An 8,066-nucleotide genomic window follows, 5' to 3' on the forward strand; every position below is an offset into this window, starting at 1 on the left:
CACGGAACTTTCCGCAACCCTGCAAGGAGAGGCATGAGCACGGCACGGGAAACCCTCGGGATCGGCATGGTGGGCCACGCCTTCATGGGCGCGGTGCACTCGCACGCCTGGCGCAGCGTGCACCGGTTCTTCGACCCCGCACTGGTCCCGCGGCTCGCCGTGCTCGGCGGCCGGGACGAGACACGGGCGAAGGCCGCCGCGCAGCGGTTCGGCTGGGCGGACGTCGAGACCGACTGGCGGGCCCTGATCGCCCGCGACGACGTCGACCTCGTCGACATCTGCACCCCCGGCGACAGCCACGCCGAGATCGCGATCGCCGCGCTGGAAGCCGGGAAGCACGTGCTGTGCGAGAAACCCCTCGCGAACTCGGTCGCCGAGGCCGAGGCGATGGCCGAGGCGGCGCGGCGGGCCCGCGAACGCGGGGTGCGGGCCATGGTCGCGTTCAACTACCGCCGGGTGCCCGCGCTCGCCCACGCCCGCAACCTCGTGGCGCGCGGGGCACTCGGGGAGATCCGGCACGTCCGGTCGGTCTACCTGCAGGACTGGCTGTCCGACGCGCAGGCCCCGATGACCTGGCGGCTGAAACGCGAACACGCCGGGTCGGGCGCGCTCGGCGACCTCGGCGCGCACATCGTCGACGCCGCGCAGTTCGTCACCGGCGAGCACATCACCGGCGTTTCCGGGCTGACGAACACCTTCGTCCGACAGCGGCCATCCGGGAGTGGCCGGGACGAGGTGACCGTCGACGACTGCGCGTTGTTCCTCGCGCGGCTGTCCTCGGGCGCGGTGGCGAGCTTCGAGGCCACGCGGTACGCGCTGGGCCGCAAGAACGCGATGCGGCTGGAGGTCAACGGCTCGAAGGCGAGCCTCGCGTTCGACTTCGAGTCGATGAACGAACTGCAGTTCTACGACGGCGAGGGCACCGAGGCGGGCTTCCGGCGCATCCTCGTCACCGAGCCCGAGCACCCGTACGTCGGCGTGTGGTGGCCGCCGGGGCACCTGCTCGGCTACGAGCACACGTTCACCCACGAGGTCGCCGACCTGCTCGACGCCATCGCCGCAGGCACCGACCCGCAGCCGGGCTTCGACGACGGCCTGCGGGTGCAGCGCGTGCTGGACGCCGTCGAGCGCAGCGCGGCCGAAGAAGCCCGTTGGACCGCAGTGGAGGAGTCACGATGAGCCGTCCGGTCACCCTGTTCACCGGCCAGTGGGCCGACCTGCCGTTCACCGAGGTCTGCAAGCTGGCCTCGGAATGGGGGTACGACGGCCTGGAGATCGCCTGCTCGGGCGACCACTTCGAGGTCGACCGCGCACTGTCCGAAGAGGACTACGTACCGGGACGGCTGCGGCTGCTGGCCGAGCACGGCCTGAAGGTGTGGGCGATCTCCAACCACCTGGTCGGCCAGGCCGTCTGCGACGACCCGATCGACCACCGCCACCAGGCGATCCTCCCGGCCCGGATCTGGGGCGACGGCGAACCCGAAGGCGTCCGGCAGCGGGCCGCGGCCGAGATGGCCGACACCGCCCGCGCCGCGGCGAAGCTCGGCGTGGACACCGTCATCGGGTTCACCGGGTCGAAGATCTGGAAGTACGTGGCGATGTTCCCGCCCGTCTCGCGCGATGACATCGATGACGGCTACGCGGACTTCGCCCGCCGGTGGAACCCGATCCTTGACGTCTTCGACGAGGTCGGCGTCCGGTTCGCGCACGAGGTCCACCCGTCGGAGATCGCCTACGACTACTGGACGACGAAACGCGCGCTGGCAGCGGTGGACCACCGGCCGGCGTTCGGGCTGAACTGGGACCCGTCGCACTTCGTGTGGCAGGACCTCGACCCGGTCGGGTTCATCCTCGACTTCGCCGACCGGATCTACCACGTCGACTGCAAGGACACCCGCAAGCGGTTCGACGGCCGCAACGGCAGGCTCGGCTCGCACCTCGCCTGGGCCGATCCGCGGCGGGGCTGGGACTTCGTGTCCGTCGGGCACGGCGACGTCCCGTGGGAGGACTGCTTCCGCGCGCTGAACGCGATCGGGTACTCCGGCCCGATCTCGGTGGAGTGGGAGGACGCCGGGATGGACCGGCTCCGCGGCGCGGCGGAGGCGGTGAAGTACCTGCGCGAGCACCTGTTCGACCGGCCGGCGGCGGCTTTCGACGCGGCTTTCAGCAACCAGAAATGAGGGAGTTCCATGTGCGGTAGACCGAACCACTACTCCCGACGGACCGTGCTGGGTGCCGCCACCGCGGCGCTCGCGACGGTCGCCCTCCCGGGTGCCGCGGACGCGGCGGCCGCCCGGCGGCGCATCCCGCTCGACAGGATCAGCATCCAGCTCTACTCCCTGCGCTCGCTGCTGCAGAACGACCCCGAAGGCACGCTGTCGGCGCTGGCCGACATCGGCTACCGCAAGGTCGAGCTGGCCGGGACGTACGGCCGCAGCGCCACCGAGTTCCGCGCCATCCTCGACCGCTGCCACCTGCGGGCGAGCTCGACGCACATCGGCATCGACGGCGACCTCGACCGGACCATCGCCGACGCGAAGATCCTCGGCAACACCCGCGCCGTCGTGCCCTGGGCGCAGTTCGCCACGATCGCCGAGTGGGAGGCCTTCGCGGCGAAGATGAACACCGCGGCGATCGCCTTCCGCCGGGCCGGGATCCCGCTCGGCTACCACAACCACGCCCACGAGTTCGCCCCGATCGACGGCGTCCGGCCCTACGACGTCCTCACCGCGAAGACGAGCAAGCGGGACGTGCACCTGGAGATCGATCTGTTCTGGGCGGTGACCGGCGGGGCGGACCCGGTCGAGCTGTTCCGGCGGCACTTCCCGCGCGTGGTCCAGTACCACGTCAAGGACATGACCGCGGACGGCGCGATGACCGATCCCGGCACCGGCGTCATCGACTTCCCGCGCATCTTCGCCGCCTCCTGCTCGACGCTGCGCGAGTACATCGTCGAACACGACGAGCCCGCCGACCCGCTGCACACCGCCCAGGTCGGGTTCGACTACCTGCGCACCGTGCGTTTCTGACCCCGGGGGAGTCCACATGGGAGTGTCACGTCGCTCGATGCTGGCCGGAACCGCGGCCGGCGTGCTCGCCCCGGTGGTGGGATTCACCGGGACGGCCGCGGCCGCGGGCCCGGTCCGCCGGATCACGCTCTACGCCGAGGCGTTGCCGGACGGGCTGTACGGCTACGGCCTCGAACCGGGCAAGGCCACCATCCCCGGGCCGCTGCTGGAGATCTACGAGGGCGACACCCTCGAGATCGAGCTGGTCAACACGACCGACCAGCGGCTGTCGATCCACCCGCACGGCGTCAACTACGACACCGCGTCCGACGGCGCGCCGCTTAACGCCTCCTTCAACAACCCGCGCGAGACGCGGACCTACACCTGGCGCACGCGGGCCCGGTACGAGGCGAGCGGCGGGTTCTGGATGCCGGGCAGCGCCGGCTACTGGCACTACCACGACCACGCGATGGGCACCGACCACGGCACCGGCGGCCTCGCCCGCGGGCTCTACGGCGGGCTGATCGTGCGCCGTCGCGGCGATCTGCTGCCCAGCAAGCAGTACACCGTCGTGTTCAACGACATGATGATCAACCACCGGATGGCGCCGGACACGCCGATGTTCGAGGCCAACCTCGGCGAGCGCGTCGAGTGGATCTGCATCGGGCACGGCAGCCTGCCGCACACGTTCCACCTGCACGCCCACCGCTGGGCCGACACCCGCACCGGGATGTTGAACGGCGCGAGCGACAACGCCCAGGTCGTCGACAACAAGAACCTCGACCCCGGCAGCTCGTTCGGCTTCCAGGTGATCGCCGGGGAGGGCGTCGGGCCGGGCGCGTGGATGTACCACTGCCACGTGCAGACCCATTCCGACGGCGGGATGGCGGGCCTGTTCCTGGTCCGCAACGCCGACGGCAGCCTGCCCGCCGGGGCGCAGGACGCGATCGACCGCTTCAAGCAGCACGGCCACACCGGGCACGACGCGAATCCCGATGCCCGGACCCACGCATGAGGAGGCGAGCTGTGAAACGACGATGGTTCGGCAGGCGCGGCGCGGTCGTGCTCGCCATTGCTTCGGTTCTGGCAGCCGGGGCACCCCTGCTCGTGACGCCGGTGGCCGCGCAGGCCGCGGTGGCCGCGAGCGTCCCGGTCAACGTGCTGGTCTTCCACGGCGCGGCCGCGGACCAGAAGGACCCGGTGGTGCGGGCGGCCGACGCGATCGCGCGGCTGGGTGCGGACAACGGCATCACGGTCACCGCGTCCTCGGACCCGGCCGTGTTCACCCCGGCGAACCTCGCCGGGTACCGCGGGGTGGTGTTCCTCTCGGCGCAGGGCGTGGCGCTCAGCCGGGACCAGGAAGCCGCGCTGCAGGCGTACATGCAGGCGGGCGGGGGTTTCCTCGGCATCTCCGACGCCGCCCGCGCGCAGGACTCCTCGGCGTGGTTCACCGGCCTGATCGGGGCGCGCCCGGTCGGCGCCCGTCCCACGCCGGAAGCGGTGGCCGCGGTGACGGCGAGCGGGGAGAACCCGCCCAACGAGACCAAGGAGAAACTGGCCGACAACAACGACAACACCAAGTGGCTGACGTTCGCGACCACTGGCTGGGTGGCGTACAAGATGGCCGCGCCGGTCGCGGTCAGCAGCTACTCGCTGACGTCCGCCAACGACTACCCGGGCCGCAACCCGAAGAACTGGACGTTGCAGGGCTCGGCGGACGGCACCACCTGGACCGACCTGGACACGCGCACGAACGAGACGTTCACCGACCCGTTCCAGACCCGGACCTTCACCTTCGCCAACACCACCGCCTACCCGAACTACCGGCTGAACATCACCGCCAACGCCGGTGAGCCGATCATCCAGCTGGCCGAGCTGAAGCTGTTCAAGGACACCTCGGCGACCCCGCCGCCGCCGGAACCGGCGCCGCAGCAGGCCGTCGTCGACGTCCTCGACGCGCAGCACCCGGCCACCGCCGGGCTGCCGCAGACGTGGACGCGCACCGACCGGTGGCTCAACTGGGAGACCAACCCGGTCGGCACCGTGCACACCGTCGCGCAGGTCGAAGAAAAGGGTTACCAGCCGGGCGCCGGCGCGAACGGGCCGTTCCACCCGATCTCGTGGTGCCGCGACTACGACGGCGGCCGCTCCTTCTACACCGGCATGGGCCGCACGGAAGCGTCGTACGGCGAAGCCCAGTTCCGCACCCACCTGCTCGGCGCGCTGCGCTGGACGACCGGGATGGTCCGCGGCGACTGCCAGGCAGGCATCGCCGCGAACTACAAGATCGAACGCCTCACCGGGAAGAACGCGGCGGGCCGGCTCGACCAGATCGGCGAACCGCACGGGCTCACCATCGCGCCGAACGGCAAGGTGTTCTACATCGGCAAGGCCGCCTGCCCGACCGGGCCCGTGGTCAGCTGGGACGACCCGAACGTCGGCCTCGGCTGCGGCACGATCCACCAGTGGGACCCGGCCACCAAGCAGGTCAAGCTGCTCACCACGCTCCGGGTGATGGGCAACCGCGGCAGCGGCGACGAGCTGGTGAAGAACGAGGAGGGCCTGGTCGGCATCACGCTCGACCCGAAGTTCGCCCAGAACGGCTGGCTCTACGTCTACTGGATGCCGCACGAGTCGATCGACCGCGACAAGCGGATCGGCAAGCGCACGATCTCGCGGTTCACCTACGACTCCGCGAAGCAGGCCATCGACCAGGCCACGCGCAAGGACCTGCTGGCCTGGGACGTGCAGATCCACAGCTGCTGCCACGCCGGCGGCGGGATGGCGTTCGACAAGGACGGCAACCTCTACGTCGGGTCCGGGGACAACAACTCCTCGGGCGGGTCCAACGGCTACTCCGGCAACAACTGGACCCTCGACTACAAGGGCCTGTCGTTCCAGGACGCGCGCCGCACCGCGGGCAACACCAACGACCTCGACGGCAAGATCCTGCGCATCCACCCGGAGCCCGACGGCACCTACACGATCCCGCCGGGCAACCTCTTCCCGAACGGACCGGCGGACAAGACGCGGCCGGAGATCTACGTGATGGGCGTGCGCAACATCTCGCGCCTGCAGATCGACCCGGTGCACAACTGGCTGACCGCGGGCTGGGTCGGCCCGGACGCGCCGTCGCCGAGCCCCGAGCTGGGACCGGCGAAGTACGAGACGGCGACCATCATCACCGAGGCGGGCAACCACGGCTGGCCGTACTGCATGGGCAACCGGCAGCCCTACCGCGACCGCAGCAGCACCAACGCCGCGGAGCTGACCGGCTGGTACGACTGCGACCACCCGGTCAACACCTCGCCGCGCAACACCGGGCTGGTGACGCTGCCGCCGATCAAGGACAACATGATCTGGTACTCGCCGGACGGCGGCGGCCCGGTGTTCCCGAAGCGGCCGGGGACCTCGATCCCGACGTACAACGCGGCGGACGCGACCTACACCCAGCCGTACCTCAAGGGCGGCGGCCAGGCGATCATGTCCGGGCCGACGTACCACCGCTCGCTGGTCAACACCGCCAGCGGCGTCGCGTGGCCGGCGTACTGGGACAACAAGTGGTTCATCGGCGACGAGGCCAACGCCCAGAACCGGGTCGCGGTGACCGTCGACCCGGCGGGTGTGCCGACGCAGCAGCCGCCGGTGTTCGCCGAGACGTTCCGGCAGATCGCGCCCGGCGGCTCCGGCGACACCCGCATCCAGAGCTGGATGGACGCGAAGTTCGGGCCGGACGGCGCGCTGTACGTCTTGGACTACGGCAACGGCTTCTTCTCTCTCGACGCCAACCAGAAGCTGGTCCGGATCAGCTACACCGGCGGCGCGCCGACGCCCGCGCCCGCGGCGGCGTCGACGATGGTGCAGAACAAGCCGCTGACCGCCGCGTTCACCGGGTCGAAGTCCGGCGGCGTGGCCTACCGGTGGGAGTTCGGCGACGGCTCGGTGTCCACCCAGGCCGACCCGCGGCACACCTACGCCCGCACCGGGATCTACACCGCGAAGCTGACCGTGACGTACGCGAACGGCGAAACGGCGACCACCCGGACCGCCGTCATCGTCGGCTGCACGGTCGCGGACCCGGGCACGGTGGTGACGCTGGGCGACACGGCGACGAAGGTGCCGAACCGCAACGCCGGCGGCGGCTGCACGGTCGACGACTTCATCGACGACGAAAGCACGTGGTCCACGCACGCCGCGTTCGTCAACCACGTCGAGCAGGCCACGGAGACGCTCACCGACCTCGGCGTGCTGAGTGCGGCGGAGTCCGACGAGCTGAACGCGGCGGCCGCGGCGTCCCCGATCGGGACTCCGGGCACCACCGGCTACGACGCCATCTTCGACGGCACGGCGGCGTCACTGCGCGGCTGGGCCCAGGCGCCGTCCGGGCAGTTCACGCTGCGGCCCGACGGGTCACTGCGGGCAGGCGGCGGGCTGGGCATGCTGTGGTACGCCCAGCGGCAGTACGGCGACTTCTCGGTCAAGCTGCAGTTCAAGGACATCGCGCCGGATCCCGGCCGCGCCAACAGCGGCGTCTTCGTCCGGTTCCCGGATCCGCGGACCCCGCTGGACCAGCGGCCCCCGGGCAGCTGCGGCACGGTCGGGTCGGCGCGGACGTCGCAGGCGTGGGTGGCGATCTACTGCGGCCACGAGGTCCAGATCTACGACGGCGACACCGGGGAGCCGCAGAAGACGGGGTCGATCTACAACTTCGACCCGCGCCCGCTCGACCAGGCGGGGGCGCGGCCGAAGGGCACGTGGAACGACTACGAGATCAAGGTCGTCGGGCAGCACTACACGATCGTCCGCAACGGCGTGGTGATCAACGAGTTCGACAACACGCCGGGCCTGCAGTCCTCCCGCGCGGGTGACCCGCCGACGGACCTGCGGCAGTTCGTGAGCGGGTTCATCGGGCTGCAGAACCACAGCGACAACGACCTGATCGAGTTCCGCAACATCCGGGTGCGGCAGCTGTAGCGGTCTGCCGCGGCCGGGGGGGGGGGGGGGGGGCCGGGGGGGGGGGGGGGGGGGGCCGCCCGCCCCCCCCCCCCCCCCGCCCCC

Annotated in this window: 5 protein-coding genes; all 5 read left to right on the forward strand. The window is 71.0% G+C overall.

Annotated features, from left to right (window positions below; translation table 11 throughout):
• The first annotated feature begins 33 nt into the window (after positions 1-33).
• From ABJI51_RS05570 to ABJI51_RS05590, 5 genes are read left to right on the forward strand one after another with little or no spacing between them, the layout of a single operon-like run.
• Positions 34-1,179: a Gfo/Idh/MocA family protein gene (locus ABJI51_RS05570; RefSeq protein WP_348947942.1), complete on the forward strand. Its 1,146-nt coding sequence runs from the start codon at positions 34-36 to the stop codon at positions 1,177-1,179.
• The gene (locus ABJI51_RS05575) at positions 1,176-2,180 is read left to right on the forward strand and encodes a sugar phosphate isomerase/epimerase family protein (RefSeq protein WP_348947944.1); all 1,005 of its coding nucleotides are present in this window, start codon (positions 1,176-1,178) and stop codon (positions 2,178-2,180) included. The genes ABJI51_RS05570 and ABJI51_RS05575 overlap by 4 nt, the downstream gene beginning before the upstream one ends.
• Positions 2,181-2,189: 9 nt before the next feature.
• On the forward strand, positions 2,190-3,029 hold the full coding sequence (locus ABJI51_RS05580; RefSeq protein WP_348947946.1) for a sugar phosphate isomerase/epimerase family protein: 840 nt from the start codon (positions 2,190-2,192) through the stop codon (positions 3,027-3,029).
• Positions 3,030-3,045: 16 nt separating this feature from the next.
• Positions 3,046-4,023: a multicopper oxidase domain-containing protein gene (locus ABJI51_RS05585; protein WP_348947947.1), complete on the forward strand. Its 978-nt coding sequence runs from the start codon at positions 3,046-3,048 to the stop codon at positions 4,021-4,023.
• Positions 4,020-7,982 (forward strand): ThuA domain-containing protein, encoded by a 3,963-nt coding sequence (locus tag ABJI51_RS05590; RefSeq protein WP_431605575.1) that lies wholly within the window; start codon positions 4,020-4,022, stop codon positions 7,980-7,982. Before ABJI51_RS05585 ends, ABJI51_RS05590 begins: the two co-directional genes overlap by 4 nt.
• The last annotated feature ends 84 nt before the right edge of the window (positions 7,983-8,066 follow it).

Source organism: Amycolatopsis melonis (assembly GCF_040064235.1).
Taxonomy (GTDB): Bacteria; Actinomycetota; Actinomycetes; order Mycobacteriales; family Pseudonocardiaceae; genus Amycolatopsis; species Amycolatopsis melonis.

Coding starts and splice junctions, on each gene's coding strand:
- ABJI51_RS05570 (WP_348947942.1), top strand. CDS start 34: ATGAGCACGGCACGGGAAACCCTCGGGATCGGCATGGTGGGCCACGCC.
- ABJI51_RS05580 (WP_348947946.1), top strand. CDS start 2,190: ATGTGCGGTAGACCGAACCACTACTCCCGACGGACCGTGCTGGGTGCC.
- ABJI51_RS05590 (WP_431605575.1), top strand. CDS start 4,020: ATGAGGAGGCGAGCTGTGAAACGACGATGGTTCGGCAGGCGCGGCGCG.
- ABJI51_RS05575 (WP_348947944.1), top strand. CDS start 1,176: ATGAGCCGTCCGGTCACCCTGTTCACCGGCCAGTGGGCCGACCTGCCG.
- ABJI51_RS05585 (WP_348947947.1), top strand. CDS start 3,046: ATGGGAGTGTCACGTCGCTCGATGCTGGCCGGAACCGCGGCCGGCGTG.